22 protein-coding genes and 1 pseudogene are annotated in these 26,006 nt (G+C 71.6%); 3 read left to right on the top strand and 20 right to left on the bottom strand.

Annotated features, from left to right (window positions below; translation table 11 throughout):
* Positions 1–4: 4 nt before the first annotated feature.
* The 3 genes from miv_RS02450 to miv_RS02440 all read right to left on the bottom strand — a co-directional run bounded on the left by miv_RS02450 (position 5) and on the right by miv_RS02440 (position 2,353).
* Positions 5–901: a dihydrodipicolinate synthase family protein gene (locus miv_RS02450; RefSeq protein WP_207181258.1), complete on the bottom strand. Its 897-nt coding sequence runs from the start codon at positions 899–901 to the stop codon at positions 5–7.
* A 129-nt stretch (positions 902–1,030) separates the two neighbouring features.
* Positions 1,031–1,732: a GntR family transcriptional regulator gene (locus miv_RS02445; RefSeq protein WP_244496389.1), complete on the bottom strand. Its 702-nt coding sequence runs from the start codon at positions 1,730–1,732 to the stop codon at positions 1,031–1,033.
* A 69-nt stretch (positions 1,733–1,801) separates the two neighbouring features.
* Entirely contained in the window at positions 1,802–2,353 is a 552-nt protein-coding gene (locus miv_RS02440) for a cupin domain-containing protein (protein ID WP_048426940.1), read from the bottom strand.
* A 163-nt stretch (positions 2,354–2,516) separates the two neighbouring features.
* On the opposite strand from miv_RS02440, the gene aptA reads away from it, so the two are divergent.
* Together aptA and miv_RS02430 are read left to right on the top strand one after the other, a co-directional pair.
* The gene (gene aptA, locus miv_RS02435) at positions 2,517–3,848 is read left to right on the top strand and encodes an omega-aminotransferase AptA (protein ID WP_048426939.1); all 1,332 of its coding nucleotides are present in this window, start codon (positions 2,517–2,519) and stop codon (positions 3,846–3,848) included.
* Positions 3,849–4,135: 287 nt separating this feature from the next.
* The gene (locus tag miv_RS02430; protein WP_207181257.1) at positions 4,136–5,632 is read left to right on the top strand and encodes a CoA-acylating methylmalonate-semialdehyde dehydrogenase; all 1,497 of its coding nucleotides are present in this window, start codon (positions 4,136–4,138) and stop codon (positions 5,630–5,632) included.
* A gap of 250 nt (positions 5,633–5,882) precedes the next feature.
* Here miv_RS02430 and miv_RS02425 read toward each other — a convergent pair whose 3' ends face one another.
* The 14 genes and pseudogenes from miv_RS02425 to miv_RS02360 all read right to left on the bottom strand — a co-directional run bounded on the left by miv_RS02425 (position 5,883) and on the right by miv_RS02360 (position 22,392).
* Positions 5,883–6,719, bottom strand: a complete 837-nt coding sequence (locus miv_RS02425; RefSeq protein ID WP_048426937.1) for an ATP-binding cassette domain-containing protein — start codon at positions 6,717–6,719, stop codon at positions 5,883–5,885.
* Positions 6,716–7,540 (bottom strand): ATP-binding cassette domain-containing protein, encoded by an 825-nt coding sequence (locus tag miv_RS02420; RefSeq protein ID WP_207181255.1) that lies wholly within the window; start codon positions 7,538–7,540, stop codon positions 6,716–6,718. Before miv_RS02420 ends, miv_RS02425 begins: the two co-directional genes overlap by 4 nt.
* Positions 7,540–8,388 (bottom strand): ABC transporter permease, encoded by an 849-nt coding sequence (locus miv_RS02415; RefSeq protein WP_244748827.1) that lies wholly within the window; start codon positions 8,386–8,388, stop codon positions 7,540–7,542. The genes miv_RS02420 and miv_RS02415 overlap by 1 nt, the downstream gene beginning before the upstream one ends.
* On the bottom strand, positions 8,385–9,329 hold the full coding sequence (locus tag miv_RS02410; protein WP_048426936.1) for an ABC transporter permease: 945 nt from the start codon (positions 9,327–9,329) through the stop codon (positions 8,385–8,387). The genes miv_RS02415 and miv_RS02410 overlap by 4 nt, the downstream gene beginning before the upstream one ends.
* Positions 9,330–9,662: 333 nt before the next feature.
* On the bottom strand, positions 9,663–11,198 hold the full coding sequence (locus tag miv_RS02405; RefSeq protein ID WP_207181252.1) for an ABC transporter substrate-binding protein: 1,536 nt from the start codon (positions 11,196–11,198) through the stop codon (positions 9,663–9,665).
* A 124-nt stretch (positions 11,199–11,322) separates the two neighbouring features.
* The gene (locus miv_RS02400) at positions 11,323–12,234 is read right to left on the bottom strand and encodes a LysR family transcriptional regulator (RefSeq protein WP_058618140.1); all 912 of its coding nucleotides are present in this window, start codon (positions 12,232–12,234) and stop codon (positions 11,323–11,325) included.
* A gap of 131 nt (positions 12,235–12,365) precedes the next feature.
* Positions 12,366–12,791, bottom strand: a complete 426-nt coding sequence (locus miv_RS02395; protein ID WP_058618139.1) for an acyl-CoA thioesterase — start codon at positions 12,789–12,791, stop codon at positions 12,366–12,368.
* 12 nt (positions 12,792–12,803) lie between these two features.
* Positions 12,804–13,904 (bottom strand): tRNA pseudouridine(55) synthase TruB, encoded by a 1,101-nt coding sequence (truB, locus tag miv_RS02390; RefSeq protein ID WP_048426973.1) that lies wholly within the window; start codon positions 13,902–13,904, stop codon positions 12,804–12,806.
* Between the two features lie 220 nt (positions 13,905–14,124).
* Positions 14,125–14,535 (bottom strand): 30S ribosome-binding factor RbfA, encoded by a 411-nt coding sequence (gene rbfA / locus miv_RS02385; RefSeq protein WP_089504210.1) that lies wholly within the window; start codon positions 14,533–14,535, stop codon positions 14,125–14,127.
* A 167-nt stretch (positions 14,536–14,702) separates the two neighbouring features.
* On the bottom strand, positions 14,703–17,708 hold the full coding sequence (infB, locus tag miv_RS02380) for a translation initiation factor IF-2 (protein ID WP_207181250.1): 3,006 nt from the start codon (positions 17,706–17,708) through the stop codon (positions 14,703–14,705).
* A 115-nt stretch (positions 17,709–17,823) separates the two neighbouring features.
* Entirely contained in the window at positions 17,824–18,618 is a 795-nt protein-coding gene (locus miv_RS02375; protein ID WP_207181248.1) for an RNA-binding protein, read from the bottom strand.
* Between the two features lie 17 nt (positions 18,619–18,635).
* Positions 18,636–20,321, bottom strand: coding sequence for a transcription termination factor NusA (gene nusA / locus miv_RS02370; protein ID WP_207181246.1), 1,686 nt, complete (start codon positions 20,319–20,321; stop codon positions 18,636–18,638).
* Positions 20,322–20,393: 72 nt separating this feature from the next.
* A pseudogene (gene rimP / locus miv_RS02365) lies at positions 20,394–21,002 on the bottom strand (ribosome maturation factor RimP); the annotation flags it as partial.
* 274 nt (positions 21,003–21,276) lie between these two features.
* Positions 21,277–22,392, bottom strand: a complete 1,116-nt coding sequence (locus miv_RS02360; protein WP_058618138.1) for an alkene reductase — start codon at positions 22,390–22,392, stop codon at positions 21,277–21,279.
* 99 nt (positions 22,393–22,491) lie between these two features.
* Between miv_RS02360 and miv_RS02355 the strand changes: the two genes are divergently transcribed.
* On the top strand, positions 22,492–23,364 hold the full coding sequence (locus miv_RS02355) for a LysR family transcriptional regulator (RefSeq protein ID WP_058618137.1): 873 nt from the start codon (positions 22,492–22,494) through the stop codon (positions 23,362–23,364).
* A 4-nt stretch (positions 23,365–23,368) separates the two neighbouring features.
* Here miv_RS02355 and urtE read toward each other — a convergent pair whose 3' ends face one another.
* The 3 genes from urtE to urtC are packed head-to-tail and all read right to left on the bottom strand — an operon-like array spanning position 23,369 to position 26,004.
* Entirely contained in the window at positions 23,369–24,064 is a 696-nt protein-coding gene (gene urtE / locus miv_RS02350; RefSeq protein WP_048426927.1) for an urea ABC transporter ATP-binding subunit UrtE, read from the bottom strand.
* Between the two features lie 15 nt (positions 24,065–24,079).
* Complete coding sequence (gene urtD / locus miv_RS02345; RefSeq protein WP_207181243.1) at positions 24,080–24,871, bottom strand: urea ABC transporter ATP-binding protein UrtD; 792 nt, start codon at positions 24,869–24,871, stop codon at positions 24,080–24,082.
* On the bottom strand, positions 24,868–26,004 hold the full coding sequence (gene urtC, locus miv_RS02340) for an urea ABC transporter permease subunit UrtC (protein ID WP_207181242.1): 1,137 nt from the start codon (positions 26,002–26,004) through the stop codon (positions 24,868–24,870). The genes urtD and urtC overlap by 4 nt, the downstream gene beginning before the upstream one ends.
* Between the last annotated feature and the right edge of the window lie 2 nt (positions 26,005–26,006).

The raw sequence follows: 26,006 nt of genomic DNA, 5'->3' as shown, positions 1-26,006 counted from the left end.
CCCCTTACGCCGCCCGCTTCAGGGCGGGGCGGCGCTCCAGGGCCGTACGGACGATCGCCTCGACGGCGGCCCGGCGCTCGCCCGAGAGCGGCTTTCTCGGCATGCGGACGTGTTCGGTCGAGCCGATCGCCAGCGCCTCGGCGAGCTTGATGTTCTGGACCAGGAAGGTCGAGACGTCGAGATCGAGGAGCGGGCGGAACCAGCGGTAGATCTCGAGCGCCTCCGCGATCCGCCCCGCCTTCATCAGCCGGTAGATCGCCACGGTCTCCTCGGGGAAGGCGACGACGAGGCCCGCGACCCAGCCGACCGCGCCGACGCTCAGCGCCTCGAAGGCGAGGTTGTCGACGCCGGTCAGCACCGCGAAGCGGTCACCGAAATGGTTGATGATCTCGGTGGTGCGGCGGATGTCGTCGGAGGATTCCTTGATGGCGACGAAGCGCGCATCCGCGGCCAGCCGCTCCATGATCGGCACCGTCACGTCGACCCGGTAGGCGACGCGGTTCGAGTAGATCATCACCGGCAGATCGCCGGCGGCGGCGACCGCGCTCAGGGTGGCGACGGTCTCGTCCGCGTCGGTGTGGTAGATCGGGCTCGGCACCACCATCAGGCCCGACGCGCCGGCCTTGGCGGCCCGGGCCGCCAGCGCGCAGGCCTCGCGGGTGCCGGCCTCGGAGATCGTGAGCAGCACCGGCTTGGCGCCCGCCACCGACCGGGCGGTCTTTAGCACCGCGAGCCGCTCGTCGGGCGACAGCATCGGCCCCTCGCCGAGCGAGCCGCAGACGATGATCCCGTCGCAGCCGGCCTGCATCTGGAGCGCGAAGCAGCGCTCCATCTCGGCGTGATCGAGGTCACCGTCGGGGGTGAACTTGGTGGTGACGGCGGGAAGGACGCCTGTCCACATGGGTGTGTTTCCTCTCCGGGCTCATCGGGCCGCATGATCCGCCACGGATCGCGCGACCGCGGCGCCACGCACAGGACACCGGCCCTCCGTGGCTCTTGGTTCGCAGATTGTATAAAATATGCGCGCAGATCAAGCCGTGGATGCGGCCGAGCGGCGATAAATCTCCACCAGCGACCGCCCGGCATGCTCGACGTGGATCCGCAGGAGGTTCGCCGCCGCGACGATCTCGCCGGCCTCGCACAGGTCGAGGATGGTGGTGTGCTCCATGTCGGCGCGGGCGACGTCGCCGGTGACGGAGAGCTGGAGCCGGGTCGGGCGGTCGCAATCCTGGAGCAGGCCGGCGATGATCGCGAGCGAGCGCGGCCGTCCGGCATGGCGCAGCAGGCCGAGATGGAAGCGCCGGTTCAGCTCGCCCCAGGTCTCGACCGTGCCGGCCTTGAGTGCGGCACCGTACTCGTCGCGCAGGGCGCGCAGCTCGGAAAAGTCCTGTGGCGTGAGATGGCGGGCCGAGAGGATTAGCAATTGCGGCTCGAGGGAGACGCGGAGCTGGAAGATGTCCTCGACCTCCTCGATCGAGAGGCCCGACACGACCGCACCGCGATGCGGCACGATCTTGACGAGGCCGCCGGCCTCCAGTTGCAGCAGCGCCTCGCGGATCGGGATCCGGCTGATGCCGAATTCCTCGGCCAGCGCGTCCTGGCGCAGCTGGACGCCCGGCGCCAGGGCGCCCGAGAGGATGCGCTGGCGCAGGGCCTCGGCCACCGCCGCCGAGACGGTCCGGTGTCCGAGGCCCCCGGCGACGGATCGGGCTCCGCGTGCGCGCTCCGTCACGGCCATGTTCTCCACTCCAACCCTGTCACCCGACCCAATATTGTATACGATCAGACCCTGGCAAGACGCTCAGAAGGTCGGCGGCGTGCAGGCGCTCACGACCTCGCACGGGGTCGGGCCGACGCAGCGGAAGCGGTGCGGCCGCCGGCTCGAGAAGTAGTAGGCGTCGCCGGGGCCCAGCACCCGGCGCTCGTCGTCCACCGTCACCTCGAGCCGCCCCGAGAGCACGATGCCGCCTTCCTCGCCGTCATGGACCAGCGGCACGCGGCCGGTATCGGCGCCGGGCTCGTAGCGCTCCTTCAGGAGCTGCAGGGCGCGGCCGAACAGGCTGTCGCCGACCTGCCGGTAGGAGATCCGCCCCTTGCCGATCTCGACCAGTTCCTCGCTGGCGTAGAACGCCTTCTCGGTCCGCTCCGGGGTCAGCGAGAAGAACTCGGCGAGCCCGATCGGCACCGCGTCGAGGATGCGCTTGAGGGCGCCGACCGACGGGTTGGTCTGGCCCGATTCGATCAGCGAGATCGTCGAGTTCACCACCCCGGCGCGCTTGGCGAGCGCCCGCTGCGACAGGCCGTGCAGGGTGCGGACGTGGCGCAGGCGCGCGCCCACCTCGTCGTTGGTCACGCCGGCTCCCTGTTGAGGCTGTTGCGGATCGGGCAACACTCTAGCTCGCGGGCCTGCGGCGGCAAAGGGTTGGCATGCGGCAGAAAAGGACTTGTTGGCCTCCCCGGAACGGTCTTGTCTGGCGGCGACCGCGCCCCAGAGAGCCCCGTCGAGGACCAGAGCCATGAACGCCCATCCGCCGCGCCTCAACCGCCCGAGCCTCGATGCCTACTGGATGCCGTTCACGGCCAACCGCCAGTTCAAGGCGGCGCCGCGCCTCCTCGTGGCGGCCGAGGGCATGCACTACACGGCGGATGACGGCCGCACCGTCCTCGACGGCACCGCCGGCCTGTGGTGCGTCAATGCCGGCCACGGCCGCCGCCGCATCGCGGAAGCCGTCGAGCGCCAGCTCTCGACCCTCGACTACGCGCCCTCGTTCCAGATGGGCCACCCGATCGCCTTCGAGTTCGCCGAGCGCCTGGCCGCCATCGCGCCGGGCGGCACGCTCGACCGGGTGTTCTTCACCGGCTCGGGCTCGGAATCGGTCGACACGGCGCTCAAGATCGCGCTCGCCTACCAGCGCGCCATCGGCCAGGGCACCCGGACCCGGGTGATCGGGCGCGAGCGCGGCTATCACGGCGTCGGCTTCGGCGGCATCTCGGTCGGCGGGCTCGTCAACAACCGCCGGATGTTCCCGCTCCTGCCGGGCGTCGACCACCTGCGCCACACCCACGATCTGTCTCGCAACGCCTTCGTGCAGGGCCAGCCCGAGCACGGCGCGGACCTCGCCGACGACCTCGAGCGGCTGGTGGCGCTCCACGGCGCCGAGACCATCGCCGCCGTCATCGTCGAGCCGGTGGCGGGCTCGACCGGCGTGCTGGTACCGCCGAAGGGCTATCTCGAGCGCCTGCGCGCGATCGCGACGAAGCACGGCATCCTGCTGATCTTCGACGAGGTGATCACCGGGTTCGGCCGCCTCGGCGCGCCCTTCGCCACCGATTATTTCGGCGTGACGCCGGACCTCATCACCACCGCCAAGGGGCTGACCAACGGCACGATCCCGATGGGCGCGGTCTTCGCGACCCGCGCGGTCCACGACGCGCTGATGCACGGGCCGGAGGGCGCGATCGAGCTGTTCCACGGCTACACCTATTCGGGCCACCCGGTCGCCTGCGCGGCCGGCCTCGCCACCCTGGAGATCTACGCGGAGGAGGACCTCCTCACCCGCACGACGCAGGTCCAGGCGCAGTGGCACGCGGCGATGCATGCCCTGCGCGACTGCCCGAACGTGATCGACATCCGCACCATCGGCCTCATCGCCGGCATCGAGCTGGAGCCGCGGGCGGGCAAGCCGGGCGCGCGGGCCTACGACGTCTTCACCGATTGCTTCGAGAAGGGCCTGCTCATCCGCGTCACCGGCGACATCATCGCCCTGTCGCCGCCGCTGATCGCGGAGCCCGAGCACATCGACACCATGGCGTCGATGCTGGGCGAGGCCCTGCGCCGGGCGGCGTAAGCATCCATCCAGCCGGACATCGACAGCCTCCTCGTCGGTGGAAGCGGTGCCGCGAGCGCCTCGTCTCCCACACGGCAACCTCATCCTGAGGTGTCGGTCCATCAATGATGGACCGACCTCGAAGGAGACCTCCGGAAGTCTCGCGATCCCTGGAGCCCTCCTTCGAGGTTCGTCGATCTGCGATCGACCAACACCTCAGGATGAGATCGTGGATGGGGCGAGGCATGCCGCGCGGATCAAAGCATCGAAATTCTCGTCACCCCCGCATACGGACCAGCAAAGACACCATGCACACCATCGGACATTTCGTCGGCGGCAGCCAAACTCCCGGCCGCTCGGGCCGCACCGCGCCGGTCTTCAACCCGGCCACCGGCGAGCAGACGGGCACCGTGGCGCTGGCCAGCGCCGACGAGGTCGGGGCCGCGGTGGCGGCCGCCCGCGCCGCCTTCCCGGCCTGGGCCGCCACGCCGCCGCTGCGCCGCGCCCGCATCCTCAACAAGTTCCTGCGCTTCCTGGAGGAGCGCACCGACGCGCTCGCCGCGGTGATCACCGCCGAGCACGGCAAGGTGCTGTCCGACGCCAAGGGCGAGATCCAGCGCGGCATGGAGGTGGTCGAGTTCGCCACCGGCGCGCCCCAGCTCCTCAAGGGCGAGATCACCGAGAATGTCGGCACCCGCGTCGACAGCAGCGCGATCCGCCAGCCGCTCGGGATCGTGGCCGGCATCACGCCGTTCAACTTCCCCGCCATGGTGCCGATGTGGATGTTCCCCGTCGCGCTCGCCTGCGGCAACTGCTTCGTGCTCAAACCCTCCGAGCGCGATCCCTCCGCCGCCCTGGTGATGGCCGAGTGGCTGAAGGAGGCGGGGCTCCCCGACGGCGTGTTCCAGGTGGTGCAGGGCGACAAGGAGGCGGTGGACGCCCTCCTGCACCATCCCGACGTCTCCGCGGTGTCCTTCGTCGGCTCGACCCCGATCGCCAAGTACATCTACGAGACCGCGGCGCGGACGGGCAAGCGCGCCCAGTGCCTCGGCGGGGCCAAGAACCACATGGTGGTGATGCCCGATGCCGACATGGACCAGGCCGTCGACGCCCTGATGGGCGCGGCCTACGGCTCGGCCGGCGAGCGCTGCATGGCGATCTCGGTGGCGGTGCCGATCGGCGAGGACACCGCCGACCGGCTGATGGAGAAGCTGGTCCCGAAGGTCCGCGCGCTGAAGGTCGGTCCCGGCACCGACCCGGAGGCCGAGATGGGCCCGCTCGTCACCGCTCAAGCCCGCGACAAGGTGAAGGGCTACATCGACCGTGGCGTTACTGAGGGCGCCGAGCTGGTGGTCGACGGCCGGACCCTGAGCCTGCAGGGCTACGAGAACGGCTACTTCGTCGGCGGCACGCTGTTCGACCGGGTGACGCCCGAGATGACGATCTACAAGGAGGAGATCTTCGGGCCGGTCCTCGCCGTCGCCCGCGCCCCCGACTACGAGACCGCGGCGCGGATGATCAACGAGCACGAGTTCGGCAACGGCACGGCGATCTTCACCCGCGACGGCGACGCGGCGCGGGAATTCGCCCACCAGATCCAGGTCGGGATGGTCGGCATCAACGTGCCGATCCCGGTGCCGATGGCGTTCCACTCCTTCGGCGGCTGGAAGGCGTCGCTGTTCGGCGACCACCACATGCACGGCCCGGAGGGCGTGCGGTTCTACACCCGGCTCAAGACCATCACGACCCGCTGGCCCACCGGCATCCGCGCCGGCGCCGAGTTCGTGATGCCGACGATGAAGTGAGAACCGGCGCCCCTTTCCGCTTGGGGAAGGGGCGTCCCGCCGGCGGATCCGGGTAACCGGGCCCCATCGGCACCGGGCGAGGCCGGACGCAGAAAAAAGGCCGCCTCTTGCGAGGCGGCCCGAAGTCAAGGGAGGAAACGCCCAAGAAGGGCAGCACCGCGGCGACGCCATCGCCGCTGTGCGTGAAATCGTTTTCACATTTTGCACCGCACAAGGCAAGCGCCGAGGTGACGTGTCAGCCATGCGCCCGCTACATGCCGGGCGCCGCGCCTGAGGCCCGGCGGCGTCTCTGCCCCAGCACCGCCAGCGTCGGCTCGGCGGCGAGCAGGGTGCGGGTGTAGTCTTCGCGGGGATGGTCCAGAACCTCCCGCACGGTTCCGGTCTCGACCAGCCGCCCCGCCTGCATCACCCCGACCCGGTCGGCGATCTCGTCGACGACGCCGATATTGTGGGTGATGAACAGGACCGTCAGCCCGTGCCGGTCGCGCAAGCTCAGGATCAGGCGCAGGATCTGGGCCTGGATCGACAGGTCGAGGGCCGAGACGGCCTCGTCGGCGACGACGAGCTTCGGGTTGGTGATGAGCGCCCGGGCGATGGCGATGCGCTGGCGCTGGCCGCCGGAGAATTCGTGAGGGTAGCGCTCGGCGGCTTGTGCCGGCAGCCCGACATCCTCCAGCGCCCGGGCGACCAGGGCGGCGCGATCGCGGCCCCTCGGAGCATCGTCGAGGAGGTGGAGCGGCTCGGCGACGATGCGGCCGACGGAGTGGCGCGGGTTGAGCGAGCCGTAGGGGTCCTGAAACACCATCTGGAAGTCGCGGCGCTTGCGCGCCAGCGCCTTCGGCGACAGGGCGAACAGGTCGTCGCCGCCGAGCCGCACCGTGCCGCCGGTCGGCCGGTCGAGGGCCATGACGATACGGGCGAGGGTGGACTTGCCGCAGCCCGACTCGCCCACCACCGCGAAGATGCTGCCGGGGGCGACGTCGAGGCTGACGCCGTCGACGGCGCGCAGGGACCGGATGGTGCCGCCGGCCCCGCGCAGGGCGTAGTCGCGGCGGAGGTTGTCGATCGAGAGAAGCGGCGCGGTCACCGGGCGCCTCCTGCGGCGAGAGGGGCCTCCTCGCCGAGGCCCGCCCGGGCCCGGCGCGGCAGGGCGGCGATCAGGTCGCGCGTGTATTGCGCGCTCGGGCGGCGCAGCACCGCCTCGGTCGGCCCCGCCTCGACGGCGCGGCCGCGGCACATCACCAGCGTGCGGTCGGTGCTGCGGGCGATCACCCCGAGGTCGTGGCTGATCAGAATCAGCGACAGGCCGAGATCGGCCACCAGCTCGTCGAGGATGTCGAGGATCTCCTTCTGCACCGTGACGTCGAGCGCCGTCGTCGGCTCGTCGGCGATGAGCAGGTCGGGCTTCAGCGCCAGCGCGATCGCGATGCCGACGCGCTGGCGCTGGCCGCCCGACATCTCGTGGGGGTAGCTGTCGATGCGCCGCGCGGGATCGGGGATCCGCACCCGGTCGAGGAGGCGTAGGGATTCCGCCCGCGCCTCGGCCCGGCCGGTGCCGCGGTGGAGCCGGATCCCTTCGGCGATCTGCTCGCCCGCCGTCATGGCGGGGTTCAACGCCGTCATCGGCTCCTGGAAGATCATGCCGATGCGCCGGCCGCGCAGGGAGCACAGCTCGCGCTCGCCCATCGCGAGGATATTGTTGCCCTCGAGCAGGATCTCGCCGGAGGTGCGGGCGCTCTTGGGCAGGAGCCCGATGGTGGCGAGCGACAGCATCGACTTGCCGGAGCCCGATTCGCCGACGATGCCGAGGCTCTCGCCGCGGCCGACCTCGACCGAGACGTCGTCGACGACGCGGGCCTCGCCCCCGGGCCGCGGGAAGGCGATGGAGAGGTTGCGGATCGCGAGCATCAGGAGGCCTGCCGGCGGCGCGGGTCGAGGCGGGCGGCGAGGCCGTCGCCCAGGAGGTTGAGGCCGAGCACCGCCGCCGCGATGGCGAGCCCGGGGGCGAGCGCGAGGTGGGGCGCCTGGAGGAGGTAGGTCTGGGATTCGGCGAGCATCCGCCCCCAGGTCGGGGCCGGCGGCGGCAGGCCGAGGCCGAGGAAGCTCAGGCCCGCCTCGGTCAGGATCGCCATGGCGAGCTGGATCGTGACCTGGACGATGACCTGGGCCGAGATGTTGGGCAGCACGTGCTCGAGCGTGATCCGGGCCGTGCCCTTGCCGGCCATGCGGGCGGCCATGATGTATTCCCGCGCCCAGATCTGCATCGCCGCGCCGCGGGTGACCCGGGCGAAGACGGGGATCATGAAGAACCCGATGGCGACGATGGCGGTGAGCGCCCCGGGGCCGAGCAGCGCGCCGAGCATGATCGCCGACAGGATCGGCGGCAGGGCGAACAGCGCGTCGCAGATCCGCATCAGCACCGCGTCGAGCGTGTGGTTCGCCGCCGCCGCGACGCCGGCGAGCGTGCCGAGCACGGCGCCGACGGCGACCGCCGCGAAGGCGGTGGTGAGCGAGTTGAAGGCGCCGCGCATCAGCATCGAGGCGACGTCGCGCCCGAGCTGGTCGGTGCCGAGCAGCCCCGAGACCAACGGCCCCTTGAGCTTCTGCAGGATGCGCATCCGGGTCGGGTCCGCCGGGGTCCAGACCAGGGAGGTGAGCGCGATGGCGATGAGAAGGGCCGTCAGGATGCCGCCGACGAGGAGCGGGACGCTGCCGGGGCGCCACCCGCGCCGCATCGTCATGGCGAGAGCCGTCATGCGCGCCTCCTCAAGCGGGGATCGACCACGGTGTAGAGCAGGTCGACCCCGAGATTGACCACGATGACGATGGTGGCGAACACCATCACGACGTTCTGGATCACGATCAGGTCGCGCTGGGAGAGGGCCTGCCAGGCGAGCCGGCCCATGCCCGGCAGGGTGAACACGTTCTCGACCAGGACCGCGCCGCCGATCAGGAACGAGATCTGCAGCCCCAGCATGGTGATGACCGGCACGAGCGCGTTCGGCACCGCGTGGCGCCAGAGCGCGCGGGAGACCGAGGCGCCCTTGGCCCGGGCGGTGCGGACGAAATCCTCGTTCATCACCTCGACCACCGAGGCCCGCGTCACCCGGGTCAGCACCGCCGATTGCGGGATGGCGAGCGCCAAAGCCGGCAGCAGCAGGGCGCGGAACGCCGCCGCGGGGTCGTCCCAGCCCGGGAAGCCTCCGGCCGGCAGCCAGCCGAGGCCGAGCGCCACCACCATGATGAGCAGGAGCCCGATCCAGAAATTCGGCACCGCGATGCCGGCCTGGGCGTAGAGGGTGGCGGCCCCGTCCGCCACGCCGCCGGGCCGCGCCGCCGCGGTGACGCCGAGGGGCAGGGCGATGCCGACGGCCATGAGCACCGCGAGCCCGGTGAGCGGCAGGGTCACCGCCAGGCGCTCCCGGATCAGCGCGCCCACCGGCACGCCGTAGGTGGTGGACGTCCCCATGTCGCCGACGAGGAGCCCGCCGAGCCAGCGCAGGTAGCGGAGATAGGCCGGCGCATCGAGGCCCATCTGGGCGCGGAGTGCGGCCAGCGTCTCGGGCGTCGCCGAGGTGCCGAGCATCGCCGAGGCCGGGTCCCCGGGCACGATCTCCATCATGCAGAACACGAGGATCGAGATCAGCAGGAACGTGACCGCGAAGCCGGCGGCGCGGCGGAGGAAGTGCCTCAGCATGGGGTGAACTCAAGCATCGGGAGCGCTTTGTTGTGACCGAACTGTGTCATCGAATGTGAAGGCGAGGAACGCCAACCCCGACGCATGAGACGCGGGTTTCCCCCTCTCCCCGCGGGCGGGGAGAGGGCTGCGTCTCCGTTCAGGAGATGCAGCGAGCCCGTAGGGCGAGGGTGAGGGGGTCTCGACGAGTGAGACTCCTCCGGAGACACCCCCTCACCTTCGGCTGCCGCCTCGCTCCGTCGACCACAAGGTCGCCGAAGCCCTCTCCCCGCCCGCGGGGAGAGGGGATGCGCACATCCCCCGGCGAACCCCGCACGCGACAGAAGCCGCCCCCTACTCCGTCCACCGCACCTCGGTCAGGTCGTTCGACGGCACCGGCTCGTTCTTCCAGAAGCCCGTCAGCTTGGCCCGCCACACGCTGAGCTTCGGCAGCACGAACAGGAACAGGGCCGGCACGTCCTCGGCGAGGATCTCTTGCGCCTCGCCGTAGAGCTTGAGGCGCGCCGCCTCGTCGGTCGCCTGCGCGGCCTTCGACACCACGTCGTTGAAGGCCGGGTTCTTGTAGCCGAAGTAATACGGGTCGTTGGCGTAGATCGCGATATCCATCGGCTCGGAATGGGCAATCACCGTCATGTCGAACTTGCGGTCGCGCATCACCTCCTGCACCCATTTCGCCGGGAACTCGGTCGGGACGATGGTCATCGTGACCCCGACCTCGGCGAACATCGCCTGCAGGATCTCCGCCGTGCGGGTGGCGTAGGCCATCTGCGGCGACTTGAAGCTGAAGGTCAGGCCCTTGCCGTAGCCGGCCTCGGCCAGCAGCGCCTTCGCCTTCGCGGGGTCGTAGGGGTAGACGCCGGTCAGGTCCTTGTAGCCCGGGTCGTTGGGCGTGTAGTGGCTGCCGATCGGCGCGCCGTAGCCGGAATAGGCGCCCTCGATCAGGAGCTTGCGGTCCACCGCCATCATCAGCGCCTGGCGCACGCGCTTGTCGCTGAAGGGCTTCTCGGCGTTGTTCATGCCGGCCACGACCTTCATCTCGGTCAGGCCCGGCTCGGCCTTGAATGCCTTGTCCTTCTGGAACGCCCCGTAGAGCTCCGGTGCCGGCAGCAGCGGATAGGCGTCGACGTCGCCGGCCCGCAACGCTGCGGCGGCGGCCTGGGGATCGCCGATGAAGCGGAAGGTCACCTTGTCGAGATGGACCGGGCGGGCCTTGTCCCAATAATCGGGGTTGCGCGTCAGCTCGACCCGGTCGCCCTTGCGCCACGAGGCGAAGCGGAACGGCCCGGTGCCGACCGGATGGCTCTTCAGCCCGTCGCGCGATTTCGGCTCGACCATCACCGCCGCCGGCTGGCCGAGCCAGAACAGCAGGTTGCCGGAGGGCTTCGACAGGGTGAGGACCAGGGTCTGCGGGTCCGGCGCCTTCACGTCGGCGATGACCGCGTAGAGCGCCTTCTGCGGGTTGACCGAGCCCGGCGCCCGGATCGCGTCGAGGCTGAACTTCGCCGTCTCGGCGGTGAAGGGCTCGCCGTTGTGGAACGTCGCGCCCTGCTGGAGCGCGAAGGTGTAGGTCAGGCCGTCGGGCGAGACGGTCCAGCTCTTGGCGAGCTGCGGCTGCACCTTGCCGTCGCGGTCGATCCGGGTCAGCCCCTGGAACACGTTCTGCCACACCACCTGGCCGATCACCGTGGGGGCGGCGCTGGTCGGATCGAGGCCCGGGGGCTCGACCGGCATGCCGACGACGAGGTCGGTGCGCGGCACGGCCTCGGCGCGCCCCGGAAGCCCCAGCATCGCGACCGCCAGGGCGGCCCCGGCGGCGGCACCGGCCAGAAGGCGGCGGCGCGGGCGGGAGAAGCGCGTGCGTGTGACCATGGAACCCCTCGTTGGCGTCTTCACCGGCCGCCTCTGCCGGGCGGCCTGGCCGATGCCGCTAGGAGATCAGGATTTTGGGTGTGGCCGCAACAGCGATCTGGTGCGCACCCCGTAGCCGAAACCGCTACACCTCGCGATCTGCGCGGAAATCCGGCATGTGCTGCTCCAGAACCGCCACCAGCTTGGCGGCCGCGAAGGAGAGCGGCCGGTCGCGCAGGTGCGACAGGTCGAGATGGGTGCGGACGCGCAGGTCCCGGAACGGCCGCGTCACCAGCGTTCCCGCCGCCTCGTCGCGGCGCACGCTGAAGGGCGGCAGGACCAGGACCGCCCGGCCGCGGCGGGCGAGTTCGAGCTGGACCTCGAGGGCGCCGGTGGTGAAGACGGGATCGAGGGCGGGCAGGCCCGCCTCCCGCATCTGCGCGTCGAGGGCCTGGCGGACCCCGAAGGCCGCATCCGGCACCGCGACAGGATGGGCCAGAAGATCGCCCGGACCGACCTGCAGGCGATCGGCGAGCGGATGGCCGGGCGCCATCACGGCGGCGTGCTCGATGGCGACGCGGCCGCGCACGACGGTCTCGGTCCGGAGCGGCGTGAACAGGGTGACGGCGAGATCCGCCTCGCCGTCCGCCAGGGCCTGCATGCTGCGCCCGACGCTCGCCACCACCACCTCGAAGCGCACGTCCGGGTAGCTCGCGGAAAACTCCGCCAGCGCCGGCACCAGCAGGCCCGAGGCCGCCGCCCCGCTGGCATAGACCGTCACCCGCCCGGCCCGCAGGCCCTTGAGGTCGTCGATCAGGGTGCGGACGTGGTCGAGCTCGCGCAGGGAGCGGGCCGAGCGTGCGGCCAAGAGCTCGCCGGCGGCGGTGAGGCGGATCCCGGTCGGGTCGCGCTCCACCAGCGGCGCGCCGAAATGGTATTCGAGATTCTCGATCTGCCGGCTGATCGCGGTCGGCGCGATGCCGAGTTTTTCCGCCGCCCGCCGCATCGAGCCGTGCCGGGCGAGCTCGTTGAAGTAGATCAGGGCCCGCAGCTGCACGGCACGCCCCTCCTGGCGGTCGCGGGCGGCCGGCCGGGACGGCCTGCCGCGCGGAAACACCGTGGACCTATGCGCCGGAACGCCGGCTGCGCAAGAGGCGCCGCGACCGGTTCACCGCGAGGCGGCCGGTCTCAGGCCGCCTCGACCACCAGCCGCGCCGCCGCCTCCCCCGCCGCGCCGAGCGGCACGGGACGCCGCGTGTCCTTCGAGAGCAGCACGCAGATCGACTCCGCCTCGCCCGCCACCGTGTCGCCGGTGAGGATGCGGTGGCGGAAGCCGAGCGAGGTGCGCCCCGCCCGGGCGAGCCAGGTCGCGGTACGGACCCGGCCCGGATAGTGCAGCTCCGCCCGGTAATCGATGACGAAGCGGGCGATGACGAAGAAGGTGTCGGGGGTGAGCAAGGGCGTCAGGTGGGTGGCGAAGAACTGCACCCGGCCGCTCTCGCAGAACGCCGCGAAGACCGCGTTGTTGACGTGGCCGTTGGCGTCCGTGTCGCGGTAGCGCAGGACGTCCTCGCTCCACAGCACCCGCGGATCGGCCTCGAACCCGTTCGTCATCGCGCGAGCCCCTCAGGCGGTCCGGGGCGCGGTGCCGCCGAGGTGGAAGACCCGGTGCGGGACGAGCTCGCCGCGCTCGACGTCGCCGACCGCCACCAGCACGCCGCCGCAGGTCGCGTAGGCCTTGCCCTCGGTCGGGGCGTCGCGGCCGCGCAGGATCACCGGCTGGCCTCGCATCAGGCGCATCGCCATGTCGCGGGAAACCGGGACGTGCGGCACGGCCTCGATCAGTGCCGTCTCGACCGGGCGCAGGATCGCCGCGTTGGCCTCGGCATCGGCGGCCTCGAGGGCCGAGACGGTGCAGGACTGGTCCTCGGTGAACGGGCCGACGCGGGTGCGGCGCAGGGCCGAGACGTGACCGTAGCAACCGAGCGCGCGGCCGAGATCGCGGGCGATGGCGCGGACATAGGTGCCCTTGCCGCACTCGGCCTCGATCACGGTGCGCTCGGGGGTGTGGGCCACGATCGCCAGCCGGTCGATCTGCACCGGGCGGGCGACGAGCTCCACCACCTCGCCGTCGCGGGCGAGGTCGTAGGCGCGCTCGCCCTGGATCTTGATCGCCGAGTAGCGCGGCGGCACCTGCTCGATCGCGCCGACGAAGCGCGGCAGCATCGCCTCGACCTGCTCCTGGGTCGGCCGGTCGTCGGAGGTCGCGACCGGGCGCCCTTCCGCGTCGTCGGTGTCGGTCTCGACGCCCCAGGTGACCGAGAAGACGTAGGCCTTGCGGCCGTCCATCACGAACGGCACGGTTTTGGTGGCCTCGCCGAGCGCGATCGGCAGGATGCCGGAGGCGAGCGGGTCGAGGGTGCCGGCATGCCCCGCCTTCTTGGCGTTGAGCGCGCGCTTGACCGCCGCGACCGCGTGGGTCGAGGTCATGCCGACGCCCTTGTCGAGGATCACCCAGCCGCTGATCTCGCGGCGCTTGGGCCGGTCGCCCGGCGGGCGGCCGCGGCCGCGGGGCCGGTCGTGCCGCGGGCGGTCCTGGCGCTGACCATCGTGACGTTGACCATCCTGGCGCTGGCCCTCGTGACGCGGACCATCCTGGCGCGGGGCGTCCTCGCGGGCGGGGCGGGTCGCCTGCGGCGCGGGCTCGGCGGGCTGATCCTCGTGCATCGTCATCTTCCGTATCCGTTCGCGGATGGCGGTCGCCGCGGGACGTGCCGCCCGCTTGTCGCCCCAGCCGATCCTGTGTGGTGTCTCAAGTCGTCGCCGGGCGGGCCGGTTCACCGGCCCGGATGCCCGTGGGCCGAAGGCCGCATCGCGGGCGTCCCCCGGTCGAGCGGCGTGACCCTGCGGCCGTCGCCGAACCGGTGACCGATTCGGCGGGCGGTGCCTAGTCCTCGGATTCCGGCTCGGAGCCGAGGTCGCGCTGGACCTTGTCGCTGCGCAGGAGCGCGTCGATGCGGGCCGCCTCGTCGAACGTCTCGTCGCGGCGGAAGCGTAGGTCGGGGGCGAATTTCAGCGCCACCCGGCGCGCCACCTCCTGGCGCAGCACCTTCTTGTTGCGCTCCAGCGCCTCGATCACCGGGCGCTCGTCCTGACCGCCGAGCGGCATGACGTAGGCGGTGGCGAGCTTGAGGTCGGGCGACATCCGCACCTCGGGCACGGTGATCACGTGCTGGTTCAGCACCGGATCCAAGATGTCGCCGCGGCTCAGCACCTCGGCGAGGGCGTGCCGCACGAGTTCGGCCACGCGCTGCTGGCGCTGCGAGGGGCCTGCGGATTCCTGGGGTTTGCGCACCATCGTCTCTCCGGGCTCGGACCGGGCCGCGGGGCGGCCTCCCGGCCATAGGGGCCCTCGCGGCTGTCATCTGAACCGACGAGCCCGGGACGCTGGCGTCCCGGGCTCGCGGTATCCTTGTCAGGGACCGCCGCCATGACGGCGGACGGCCGATGGCAGCGGGGCTTGCGTCAGAGCGTGCGACGCTCCTCGTGCACGATGTAGCACTCGATCACGTCGCGGGGACGCATGTCCTGGTAGTTCTCGAAGGCCATGCCGCATTCCTGGCCGGACGCCACTTCCTTGGCGTCGTCCTTGAAGCGCTTGAGCTGCGAGAGCTTGCCCTCGTGCACCACCACGTTGTCGCGGATGAGGCGGACATGCGCGCCGCGCTCGACCCGGCCGTCCTCGACCCGGCAACCGGCGATCTTGCCCACCTTCGAGACGTTGAAGATCTCGAGGATGCGCGCCTCGCCCAGGCGCTCCTCGCGGAGCGTCGGCGGGAGCAGGCCCGACATCGCCGCCTTCACGTCATCCACGAGGTCGTAGATGATGTTGTAGTAGCGGATCTCGACGCCCGCCCGCTCGGCGGCCTCGCGGGCCTCCTTGTGGGCACGGACGTTAAAGCCGACCACGACCGCACCCGAGGCCTGGGCCAGGGTGATGTCCGACTCGGTGATGCCGCCGACACCCGTATGCAGGATGCGGGCCGCCACCTCGTCGTTGCCGAGCTTCTCGAGCGAGCCGGCGATGGCCTCGACCGAGCCCTGCACGTCGCCCTTGATGACGAGCGGGAACTCCTTGCGACCCGCGCCCTCCTTGAGGTCGCGCATCATGTCCATCAGCGTCCGGCCGGCACCGCTGCCGGTGGCCGCCGCGCGCTCGCGCTTCACGCGGGCACGGTACTCGGTGACCTCGCGGGCCCGGGCCTCGTTCTCGACCACCGCGACGCGGTCGCCCGCCTCCGGCGTGCCGTTGAAACCGAGCACCTCGACGGGGACGGACGGCGCCGCCTCCTTGGTGTTGCGGCCGGTATCGTCGACGAGGGCGCGCACGCGGCCCCACTCGGCGCCCGCCACCACGATGTCGCCGGTGCGCAGGGTGCCGCGCTCGACGAGCACCGTCGCCACCGGGCCGCGGCCGCGGTCGAGCTTGGCCTCGATCACCGTGCCCTCGGCCGACCGCTCGGGGTTGGCGCGCAGGTCCAGGATCTCGGCCTGGAGGGCGAGGCCCTCCAGGAGCTCGTCGAGGCCGTCCTTGGTCTTGGCCGAGACCTCGAACTCGAGGGTCTCGCCGCCCATCGACTCGACCTGGATGTCGTGCTGCAGGAGCTCGGTGCGCACCCGCTGCGGGTTCGCGTCGGGCTTGTCGATCTTGTTGATCGCCACGATCAGCGGCACCTCGGCCGCCTTGGCGTGGGAGATCGCCTCGATCGTCTGCGGCATGACGCCGTCATCGGCCGCCACCACCAGCACCACGATGTCCGTCACCCGGGCGCCGCGGGCGCGCATCGAGGTGAAGGCCGCGTGGCCGGGGGTGTCGATGAAGGTGATCTTGCCGCCGGAGGGCGAGGTCACCTGGTAGGCGCCGATATGCTGCGTGATGCCGCCCGCCTCGCCGGAGACGACGTTGGCGTTGCGGATCGCGTCGAGCAGCGAGGTCTTGCCGTGGTCGACGTGGCCCATGATGGTCACGACCGGCGGACGCGGCTGGGTGTCGTCGTCGGTATCGGGCTCGTCGAACAGGCCCTCCTCGACGTCCGATTCCGCGACGCGGCGCACGGTGTGGCCGAGCTCCTCGGCGATGATCTGGGCCGAATCCGAGTCGATCACGTCGGTGATCTTGTGGATCTGGCCCTGCTTCATCAGCATGCGGATCACGTCGACCGCCCGCTCGCTCATCCGGTTGGCGAGCTCCTGGATGGTGATCGTCTCCGGGATGACCACCTCGCGGGCCAGCTTCTCCTTCTGCTCCACCTGGCGGTGGCCAGTCAGGCGCTGGTTGCGGCGGCGGAACGAGGCCAGCGAGCGGGTGCGCTCGTCCTCGCCCGAGGTCGCGGTCGCGATGGTCAGACGGCCGCGGTTGCGGTCGCCGCCCGGCGACTTCGGCGTCTTGGGCGGGGTGATGACCTTGAGCGGCATGCCGGGACGGCGGATGACCCGCTTGGTCTCGGCCTCCTCCTCCGCCGCGGCCGGACGGCCGGTGGCGGGGCGCGCCGCACCGGCGGCGGCCGGCTTCGCCGCCGCGGCGGCGGCCGCGGGCGTCTCGGGCTTCGGCTCGGGCTTGGGCTCGGGCTTGGGCGCCGGGCGGGCCATGAAGTTCAGGTCGCGGGGCTTGCGCGAATCCGCCGTCAGGACGCGGCGCGGCTCGGCGGGCGCGGCCGGACGGGTGATGCCGACGCTGGGCACCGTGCGGGGGGCACCGGGCACCGCCGAGGCACGCGCACCGGCCGGGACGGCCGGACGGGCCCCTGCGGCAGCCGCCGGGCGGGCACCGGCCGAGGCCGGGCGAGCCGCGGCAGACGCCGGACGGGCAGCGGCGGCCGGAGCGGCCGGGCGCGCGGCGGCGGGAGCCGGAGCCGGAGCCGGGGCGGCCGGCGCCGCAGCCGCCGGGGCCGGCGCCGCGGGGGCAGCCGGAGCGGCAGCGGCCGCATTGCGGGCCGCATCCTCCTGGGCGCGGCGCTCGGCCTCCTCGGCGGCGCGGCGCTTGCGGGCGTCCTCCTGGCGGCGGCGCTCCTCTTCCTCGTGCTTGCGGGCCTCGGCGGCCTCGCGCTCACGGATCTCGGCGGCCTCGCGCTCGACGCGGCGCTGAGCCTCCTCGGCGGCGCGGCGGCGCTCCTCCTCCTCGCGACGCTTGGCGTCGACGAGGGCGGCCATGCGGGCGCTCTGCTCCTGATCGCTCAGGGTGCGCAGCACGACACCGGACCGCGCGGCGGCCGGACGATCCTGGCGCGACCCGCCCGGACGGCCCTGCCCCTGGGGGGCGGAGCGCGCCTGGCTGGGCGCGGCGTCTCTCGGCGCGGCCGGAGCCGGCGCGCCGCCGGGGCGACGTTTCACCGTCTCGACCACGACCGACTTCGAGCGGCCATGGGAGAAGCTCTGGCGGACCGTGCCCTGCTCGATCGGACGCTTCGTCGACAGCGTCTTGGCGGGGCCGGTATGCAACGTCTTGTCGCCCGGATTCTTCGTCTCACTCATTCAGTTCAGACCCTGGGGGTTCTCGTCCGTCCCGGGACCCGGCCTCCCGGCGGCCGCCTCCCATCGTATTCCCGGGAGCGCACCCGCCAACCGGGCCGATCCCATTCGATTCGTATCAACCACCGGCCTCCGGGGGGCCGGTCCGCAACGCGGTTGCATCGTCCTGGACAGCGTCGTCCGGAAGCGCCGCGTCGGTGCCGGTCGGCACCGTTCCGGCGGCTCCCGGCGTCGCCGCCTCGCCGCGAAAGGCGTGGAGCCGACGCCAACGCGCGAGCAAGCCGGCAGTGCCGGCTCCCGCGACAAGGGCAGCGTGTATCACATGATCCCGGCCCAAGGCCATGTCCAATTCTACACCGGACAGGTCGTCGATCACCGGGATCCTCGATATGGCATCGCCGTAGCGCCTTCGCAATGCCTGGCCGAGCTTGCGGCGCCCGTCGGCGCTGGCGTCGCTGGCATGGACCAGGGCCTTGACCCCGGTCTCGCTGTCCACCGCGCTCTCCACCTTGGTGAAACCGGTGACGACGCAGCCGCCCTTGTTGGCGAGGGAAAAACCCTGACGTAGGTCGTCGCGCAACCCCGCCTCGATCACATCCGCGAGATCGGGCGCGACGTGCGCGTCCTTCTGGCGGAAGGCGCGCTGGAACAGGCGCTTCTTCACCGCCTCCGCCACCGCCGCCCGGGTCGCCGTGACCCAGGCGCCGCGGCCGGGAAGCCGGGCGCGCAGGTCCGGCACCACCTGGCCGTCGGGGGCGAGCGCGAAGCGGATCATCCGGTCGGGATTGCCCGCCTGCCGCGTGACCAGGCAGGTCCGCTCCGCGTTGGCGCGGCCGCGCCCGACGCCGGCGTCGAGGACGTCCGGCGGCAGCGCCTCCGCATCCTGCGTCTCGTCCTGCATGGTCGCGCTCATGGATCGACGCTCCCCGATCAGGTCGGCTGGCGCTCGGCGGTCGCGGCGGCATCCTCCTCGACCGGCACGGTCTCGGCGGCCTCGCCCTCGGATTCCTCGCTCTCGGCGTGCTCGCCCTCGGTTTCCTCGCCCTCTTCGGTCTCCTCGACCGGGGGCGCCTCGACCCAGCCGGCATGGACGCGGGCGGCCATGATCATCGCCTCGGCCTCGGCCCGCGAGAGCTCGAACCCGTCGAGGAAGCCGGCATGGCGCACGGCCTCGGGCCCGCGGCCTTCGGTGTAGCCGACGAGATCGTCGGTGGCGCAGCCGGCGAGGTCCTCGACGTTCTTCACGTCGTTCTCGCCGAGCGCGACCATCATCGGGGTCGTGATGCCGTCGATCTCGCGCAGGTCGTCGGCGACGCCGAGCTCGATGCGGCGGGCGTCGTTCTCGGCCTCGATGCGGTTGAGGTAATCGAGGGCGCGAGCCTGGATCTCGGCGCCGGTCTCCTCGTCGAGACCCTGGATGTTGGCAAGCTCCGTCGGCTCGACGTAGGCGATCTCCTCGACCGAGCGGAAGCCTTCCGCGGCCAGCAGCTGTCCGACCGTCTCGTCGACGTCGAGGGCCTGCATGAAGGTGTTGGTGCGCTCGACGAACTCCTTCTGCCGGCGCTCCGATTCCTCGGCCTCGGTCAGGATGTCGATGTCCCAGCCGGTGAGCTGGGAGGCGAGCCGCACGTTCTGGCCGCGCCGGCCGATGGCGAGCGACAGCTGGTCGTCGGGAACCACCACCTCGATGCGGTCGGCCTCCTCGTCGAGCACGACCTTGACGACTTCCGCCGGCTGCAGCGCGTTGACGATGAAGGTCGCCTGGTCCTGCGACCACGGGATGATGTCGATCTTCTCGCCCTGCAGCTCGCCGACCACCGCCTGGACGCGCGAGCCGCGCATGCCGACGCAGGCGCCGACCGGGTCGATCGAGGAATCGCGCGAGATCACCGCGATCTTGGCGCGCGAGCCCGGATCGCGGGCGACCGCCTTCACCTCGACGATGCCGTCGTAGATCTCCGGCACTTCCTGGCCGAAGAGCTTGGCCATGAATTGCGGGTGCGAGCGCGAGAGGAAGATCTGCGGCCCGCGCACCTCGTGGCGGACATCGAACAGGTAGGCGCGGATGCGGTCGCCGGGGCGGAAGGTCTCGCGCGGGATCGATTCGTCGCGGCGCACGATGCCCTCGCCGCGGCCGAGATCGACGATGACGTTGCCGTACTCGACGCGCTTGACGAGGCCGTTCACCACCTCGCCGATGCGGTCCTTGTACTCGTCGTACTGGCGCTCGCGCTCGGCCTCGCGGACCTTCTGGACGATCACCTGCTTGGCCGACTGGGCGGCGACGCGGCCGAAATCGAACGGCGGCAGGGTGTCGGAGATCACGTCGCCGACCTGGGCGGCCGGGTTGTGGCGGCGGGCCGCCGGCAGGTCGATCTCGCGGGCGTCGTTCTCGACCTCCTCGACGACGAGGAGGTGGCGCGACAGGCGCAGGGCCCCGGTGCGGGGGTCGATCTCGGCGTGAACGTCGGTCTCGGCGCCGTAGCGCGAGCGGGCGGCCTTGGCGATCGCCTCCTCCATCGCGCCGATCACGATGGAGCGGTCGATCACCTTCTCGCGGGCGACCGCGTCGGCGATCTGGAGGAGTTCGAGCCTGTTGGCGCTGACGACGGCCATCGGTTCAGTCCTTCCTGGGTTGGTGTCTTTGGAAATTCGGCTGGATCGACTTCAGTGGGCGAGCGGCGGGGCGGCGCCCTCGTCCTCGTCGTCCTCCGCATCGTCCTGCGCATCGTCCTGCGGCGGGGCCGAGCCGCGCCGGAGCGACTCGCGCACGAGCGCGTCGGTCAGGACGAGGTGGGCCTCGCCGATGTCGCGCAGGGCCAGGTCGTAGGAGGAGGGCAGGCCCTCCTTGGCGTCGGGCAGATCGATCCGCACCGTGTCGCCCTGCGGCGCCCGGATGATGCCGCGGAAGCGCTTGCGGCCGTCGAGCGGCGTCGCCAGCTCGACCTTGGCCTCGTAGCCGGCCCAGCGGGCGAAGTCGCCGGCGCGGACCAGGGGCCGGTCGATGCCCGGCGAGGAGATCTCGAGGTAGTAGGCGCCGCCGATCGGGTCGTCGACGTCGAGGATCGGCGAGATCGTGCGGCTCACGGTCTCGCATTCGTCGACCGACATGGTGCCGTCCGGCCGCTCGACCATGATCTGCACCGTGCAGCCGCTCTGGCTGGAGACCTTCACCCGCACGAGGCGAAAGCCGAGGCCCTCGATCGCGGGCTCGATGATCTGCGCGACGCGAGCGGCGACGCCGGTCTCGGTGATCAGGCGCTTCTCGGCCGGGTTCTGGTCTGGGGCGTCGGTCATGAGGTCGGTGCCGTGGTGCGGTCCCCAAGGTTCCCCGGAACGGGGCCCTTGGAGGGGAGGCAATCTGGCGTTCGGCTCGCGCCCGGGGAGGCTTGCGGCAATAAAAAAGAGCGGGCCCCGGGGGGACCCACTCCCGCACCGCAGCCTCATCGGCCACGAACAGAACTGATGAGGCGGAGATAATCCGGGCGGATGCCAAATGCAAGACGTTCGGCGATCGGGCCGCCCGGCGCCTCCCTCCGCGGCCGGACGGAGGCACCGGGCGGGACGTCGTTCAGCCGGCGAGCGCCGGGTAGTCGGTGTAGCCGCGCTCATCGCCGCCGTAGAAGGTCGACCGGTCGTAGCGGTTGAGCGGCGCACCCCGGCGCAGACGCTCGGCCAGGTCGGGATTGGCGATGAACAGGCGCCCGAAGGCGATGGCGTCGGCCCGGCCCTCGGTGAGTGCCGCCTCGGCGGTGTCGCGCACGTAGCCGCCGGCGGAGATCACCTTGCCGCCGAAGGCCGCCTTCACCCGCGCGGCGGCGTCGGGCGCCTCGGGATCGAGGGCGTTGACGTCGCTGTTCTGGTCGGCACGGGGCTCGACCACGTGGAGATAGGCGAGGCCCCGCGTGCCGAGCGCGGCGGCGACGTGGTCGAACAGGGCGCCGGGATCGCTGTCGCGCATGGCGTTGAAGCTGCCCCAGGGCGAGAGCCGCACGCCGATCCGGTCGGCGCTCCAGGCCTGCGCCGCGGCATCGACCACTTCGAGCAGCAGCCGCGCCCGGTTGGCGATCGGGCCGCCGTAGCGGTCGGTGCGGGCGTTGACCCCGTCCTGGAGAAACTGGTCGAGCAGGTAGCCGTTCGCCGAGTGGATCTCGACCGCGTCGAAGCCGGCGTCCCGGGCGTTGCGCACGGCCTGCGCGAAGCCCGCGACGATGCCGGGGATCTCGGATTCCTCGAGTGCCCGGGGCGTCTCGAACGGTACCGGCTGCCCGCTCGCATCCATGTGGCCCATGCCGGTCACCGGCCGGGCCGAGGAGGAGACCGGAACGGCGCCGCCGGGCTGCATCGAGGAATGCGAGACGCGCCCGGTGTGCCAGATCTGCGCCGCGACCAGCCCGCCCCGGCCATGGATCGCCTCGGTGACACCGCGCCAGCCGGCGATCTGCTCCTCGCTGTAGAGGCCCGGCGCGCCCGGGTAGCCGCGGGCCTGCTCGCTGATGTCGGTCGCCTCGGTGATGATCAGACCGCCGCGGCTGGCGCGCTGGCCGTAATAGGTGGCGTTCAGCGGGACCGGCACGTCGCCGGGGCGGCGGGCGCGCAGACGGGTCAGCGGCGCCATCACGACGCGGTGGGCGAGCGACAGGGCGCCGAGTTGGAGGGGCTGGAACAGGGGATCGTGAAGCGACACGGGTGGTTCTCCGGGCGTGATAGGGCCGAGATGGCCGATCGCGCGGCGGCGGTGTAGTGCCGGGCCGGAGGAGCCGCCTTAACGGGACGCGTTATAATCATGGAGACCCGCGACTTGGCGGTGCTGGCGGCGGCGGCGAGCGCCGGCAGCCTCTCGGCGGCGGCGCGCCGCCTCGGCCTGACCCCGATGGCGGCCTCGCGCCGCCTCGCCGCCCTGGAGCGGGACTGCGGTGCCCGCCTCCTGCACCGCACCACCCGCTCGGTCGCGCTCACCGCGGAGGGCGAAGCGCTGCTGCCCTACGCCCAGGCGATGCTGGAGGCCGAGGAGGCCGCCCGCGCCGCCCTCAGCCCCGGCCAGCTCTGCGCCACCGGACTCCTGCGGGCGACGGCGCCGGCCGCCTTCGGGCGCAAGGTGGTGGTGCCGCTGATGCCGGAGCTGCTCGCCGCCCAGCCGGGCCTGCGCATCGACCTGCAGCTGACCGACGCGGTGGTCGACATCGTCGGCGAGGGGTTCGACGTCGCCATCCGGATCGCGCCTTTGCGGGATTCCGGGCTGATCGCCCGGCGACTCGCCCCCAACCCGCGCCTGCTCTGCGCGAGCCCGGCCTACCTCGCCGCGCGGGGCGCACCGGCCGGCCTCGCCGACCTCGCGGCCCACGACTGCGTGCGGCTGACCGGCGTGACGCATTGGCCGTTCCGCTCGGGCCACCAATCCCGCAACGTGCGGATCGAGGGGCGCTTCACGTCGAGCAGCATCGAGGGCGTGCACGAGGCCTGCCGGCGCGGGCTCGGCCTCGCGCTCCTGTCCTACTGGGACGTCAAGGACGAGCTGGCGGAGGGGCGCCTCGCCAGCGTCGCCCTCGGCGATGCCGAGCCGCAGGACCTGTCGATCTGGGCCCTCTACCCGACGGCGCGCTACGCGCCGCCGAAGCTGCGGGTTTTTCTGGCGGCCCTGGAGCGGGGATTGGCGTGAGGGCTCAGACCGACAGCCACCGCCGCACCTGCGCCTCGACCATCCCCGAGCGCGGCCCCGCCTCGACCACCTGGCCGCGATCCATCACCGCGTAGGTGTCGCAGAGGTCGCGGGCCCATTCGAAATACTGCTCGACCAGCACGATCGCCATGTCGCCCTTGCCCCGCAGGTAGTCGATCGCCCGGCCGATATCCTTGATGATCGAGGGCTGGATGCCCTCGGTCGGCTCGTCGAGGACGAGGACGCGGGGACGGGTCACCAGGGCGCGGCCGATGGCGAGCTGCTGCTGCTGGCCGCCCGAGAGGTCGCCGCCACGCCGGCCCAGCATGTCCTTGAGAACCGGGAAGAGATCGTAGATCTCGGCCGGCACGTAGCGGTCGGCGCGCTTGCAGGGCGCAAAGCCCGTTTCCAGGTTCTCCTTGACCGTGAGGAGCGGAAAAATCTCGCGGCCCTGCGGCACGAAGGCGATGCCCTGGCGGGCGCGGTCGTAGGGGGCGAGCCGGCTGATGTCGCGCCCGTCGAGCTTGACCGCGCCCTTCGACACCGGCTGCTGGCCAACGATGGCGCGCATCAGCGAGGTCTTGCCGACGCCGTTGCGGCCGAGCACGGCCGTCACCTTGCCGGGTTCGGCGCTCAGCGAGACGCCGCGCAGGGCCTGCGCCGCGCCGTAATGGAGATCGATGGTCTCGACGGAGAGCATGACTGAAAAAGATCCTCAGCGGCCGAGATAGACCTCGACCACCCGCGGGTCGGCCGAGACGGAATCGATCGAGCCCTCGGCGAGCACCGCGCCCTCGTGCAGGCAGGTGACGCGGCACTGGAGCGCGCGGACGAAGTGCATGTCGTGCTCGACCACGATGACCGCGTGGTCTTTCGCGATGCGGCGCAGGAGCGTCGCGGTCGCCTCGGTCTCGGCATCGGTCATGCCGGCCACCGGCTCGTCGACGAGGAGGAGCTTGGGGTCCTGGGCGAGCAGCATGCCGATCTCCAGCCACTGCTTCTGGCCGTGCGAGAGGTCGGCCGCCGGCCGGGTCCGGTGGGCGGAGAGCCCCACCGTCTCCAGGATGGCGTCGATCTGCGCCCGCTCGACCCGGTTGCGCCAGCCGAACAAAGAGGCGGTCGCGGCGCGGGGGCCTTTGAGCGCCAGCAGGACGTTGTCGGCGACCGACTGGCTCTCGAACACCGTCGGCTTCTGGAACTTGCGGCCGATGCCGAGTTCGGCGATGGCCGCCTCGTCCATCCGGGTCAGGTCGTGCACGCCGTCATAAATCACCTGGCCGGTATCGGGCCGGGTCTTGCCGGTGATGCAATCCATCATCGTGGTCTTGCCGGCGCCGTTCGGCCCGATGATCGCCCGCATCTCGCCGGGCATCAGGGTCAGGGACAGGCCGCGCAGGGCCCGGTAGCCGTCGAACGTGACCTTGATGTCGTCGACGTAGAGCAGGGCCTGGGTGAGGCGCTTCTCGTGAACCGGGTCGGAGGGAGGAAGGGCGATCGCCGCGCTCATGATCCGCGGCCCTCCTCGGCGAGCGTTGGGGGAATGTCCGTGCGCACCTTGGCCCGCCGCGCCCCGAGGCGCTCGGCGAGGGTGCCGAGGATGCCCTTGGGCAGGTACAGAGTGACGACGACGAAGAGGGCGCCGAGGGCGAACAGCCAGGCATCCGGCATGGCGCCCGTGAGCAGCGTCTTGGCGTAGTTGACCAGGACCGCGCCGAGGGCCGCGCCGACGAGGGTGCCGCGGCCACCCACCGCGACCCAGATCACCGCCTCGATCGAGTTGGCGGGGGCGAATTCGGACGGGTTGATGATGCCGACCTGCGGCACGTAGAGGGCGCCGGCCACCCCCGCCATCATGGCGGAGACGGTGAAGGCGAGCACTTTGTAATGCGCCGTGCGGTAGCCGAGGAAGCGGGTGCGGGACTCGGCGTCGCGGATCGCCACCAGCACCTTGCCGAAGGCGGACGTCGTCATGAAGCGGGCGACGAGATAGGCGAGCGCCAGCGCCACGGCGGTGAGGACGAACAGGACGACGCGGGTGCCCTGCGCCTGGACGTTGAAGCCCAGAATATCCTTGAAGTCGGTCAGCCCGTTATTGCCGCCAAGCCCCATATCGTTGCGGAAGAAGGCGAGCATCAGCGCGAAGGTCATCGCCTGGGTGATGATCGACAGGTAGACGCCGGTCACCCGCGAGCGGAAGGCGAGCCAGCCGAACACGAAGGCGAGGAGGCCGGGGACCAGCAGCACCATCACGGCGGCGAAGGGAAACCAATCGAAGCCGTGCCAGTACCAGGGCAGGGACTTGTAGTTCAGGAAGACCATGAAGTCGGGCAGGATCGGGTTGCCGTAGACGCCGCGCGGGCCGATCTGGCGCATCAGGTACATGCCCATCGCGTAGCCGCCGAGCGCGAAGAACGCGCCGTGGCCGAGCGAGAGGATGCCGCAATAGCCCCAGACGAGATCGAGGCTGAGCGCCAGGATCGCGTAGGCGAGGTACTTGCCCATCAGCGAGACGGCGTAGGTCGGGACGTGGAGGCCCGAGCCCGGCGCGGTCAGCAGGTTGAGGGCCGGCACGGCGATGCAGGCCGCCGCCAGCACGCCGAGGAAGATCCAGCCCGGCTTGTCGATGCGGGAGAGCAGCATGG

Source organism: Methylobacterium indicum (assembly GCF_017347565.1).
Lineage (GTDB): Bacteria > Pseudomonadota > Alphaproteobacteria > Rhizobiales > Beijerinckiaceae > Methylobacterium > Methylobacterium indicum.
The sequence above is the reverse complement of the archived record's forward strand: the minus strand, read 5'-3'. Positions and strand labels throughout refer to the sequence as shown.

What these genes read in the sequence shown, in the direction of transcription:
- miv_RS02450 (WP_207181258.1), bottom strand. Translation starts at nt 901, where the DNA reads ATGTGGACAGGCGTCCTTCCCGCCGTCACCACCAAGTTCACCCCCGAC.
- aptA (WP_048426939.1), top strand. Translation starts at nt 2,517, where the DNA reads ATGAACGCCCATCCGCCGCGCCTCAACCGCCCGAGCCTCGATGCCTAC.
- miv_RS02430 (WP_207181257.1), top strand. Translation starts at nt 4,136, where the DNA reads ATGCACACCATCGGACATTTCGTCGGCGGCAGCCAAACTCCCGGCCGC.
- miv_RS02420 (WP_207181255.1), bottom strand. Translation starts at nt 7,540, where the DNA reads ATGCTCGCGATCCGCAACCTCTCCATCGCCTTCCCGCGGCCCGGGGGC.
- miv_RS02415 (WP_244748827.1), bottom strand. Translation starts at nt 8,388, where the DNA reads ATGACGGCTCTCGCCATGACGATGCGGCGCGGGTGGCGCCCCGGCAGC.
- miv_RS02410 (WP_048426936.1), bottom strand. Translation starts at nt 9,329, where the DNA reads ATGCTGAGGCACTTCCTCCGCCGCGCCGCCGGCTTCGCGGTCACGTTC.
- miv_RS02405 (WP_207181252.1), bottom strand. Translation starts at nt 11,198, where the DNA reads ATGGTCACACGCACGCGCTTCTCCCGCCCGCGCCGCCGCCTTCTGGCC.
- miv_RS02395 (WP_058618139.1), bottom strand. Translation starts at nt 12,791, where the DNA reads ATGACGAACGGGTTCGAGGCCGATCCGCGGGTGCTGTGGAGCGAGGAC.
- truB (WP_048426973.1), bottom strand. Translation starts at nt 13,904, where the DNA reads ATGCACGAGGATCAGCCCGCCGAGCCCGCGCCGCAGGCGACCCGCCCC.
- rbfA (WP_089504210.1), bottom strand. Translation starts at nt 14,535, where the DNA reads ATGGTGCGCAAACCCCAGGAATCCGCAGGCCCCTCGCAGCGCCAGCAG.
- infB (WP_207181250.1), bottom strand. Translation starts at nt 17,708, where the DNA reads ATGAGTGAGACGAAGAATCCGGGCGACAAGACGTTGCATACCGGCCCC.
- miv_RS02375 (WP_207181248.1), bottom strand. Translation starts at nt 18,618, where the DNA reads ATGAGCGCGACCATGCAGGACGAGACGCAGGATGCGGAGGCGCTGCCG.
- nusA (WP_207181246.1), bottom strand. Translation starts at nt 20,321, where the DNA reads ATGGCCGTCGTCAGCGCCAACAGGCTCGAACTCCTCCAGATCGCCGAC.
- miv_RS02355 (WP_058618137.1), top strand. Translation starts at nt 22,492, where the DNA reads ATGGAGACCCGCGACTTGGCGGTGCTGGCGGCGGCGGCGAGCGCCGGC.
- urtE (WP_048426927.1), bottom strand. Translation starts at nt 24,064, where the DNA reads ATGCTCTCCGTCGAGACCATCGATCTCCATTACGGCGCGGCGCAGGCC.
- urtD (WP_207181243.1), bottom strand. Translation starts at nt 24,871, where the DNA reads ATGAGCGCGGCGATCGCCCTTCCTCCCTCCGACCCGGTTCACGAGAAG.
- urtC (WP_207181242.1), bottom strand. Translation starts at nt 26,004, where the DNA reads ATGCTGCTCTCCCGCATCGACAAGCCGGGCTGGATCTTCCTCGGCGTG.